The organism is Onishia niordana, from assembly GCF_004798965.1.
In the GTDB taxonomy this organism is placed as follows: domain Bacteria; phylum Pseudomonadota; class Gammaproteobacteria; order Pseudomonadales; family Halomonadaceae; genus Onishia; species Onishia niordana.
The window spans coordinates 1-259 of the sequence record NZ_SDSD01000110.1 but is presented as its reverse complement, the minus strand read 5'-3'; the positions used below and the strand labels follow the sequence as shown (position 1 = coordinate 259).

1 protein-coding gene is annotated in these 259 nt (G+C 33.2%); it reads left to right on the top strand.

Annotated features, from left to right (window positions below; genetic code table 11):
• Positions 1–259: ATP-binding cassette domain-containing protein (locus ETC27_RS18130; protein WP_136256081.1), on the top strand; the 259-nt coding region annotated here is incomplete at both ends.

Genomic DNA, 259 nt, shown 5'->3' with positions numbered 1-259 from the left:
ATATCATTTTTATTTCAAGATTTCGGTCTAGTTGAAGAAGAAACAATTAATTTTAATTTAGAAATAGGCTTAAAATATAGCAAATTAAGTAGGAAAGAGAAAGTAAAACAAAAAAAGGAGGCACTGAATGCGGTCAATTTAAATAAAAAACTATCCACAATGATTAGCAGTGTAGCTGGAGGAGAAAAACAGCGCGTTGCACTCGCGCGAATTATTTTAAAGCCATCCATACTTATCTTAGCGGATGAACCGACAGGTT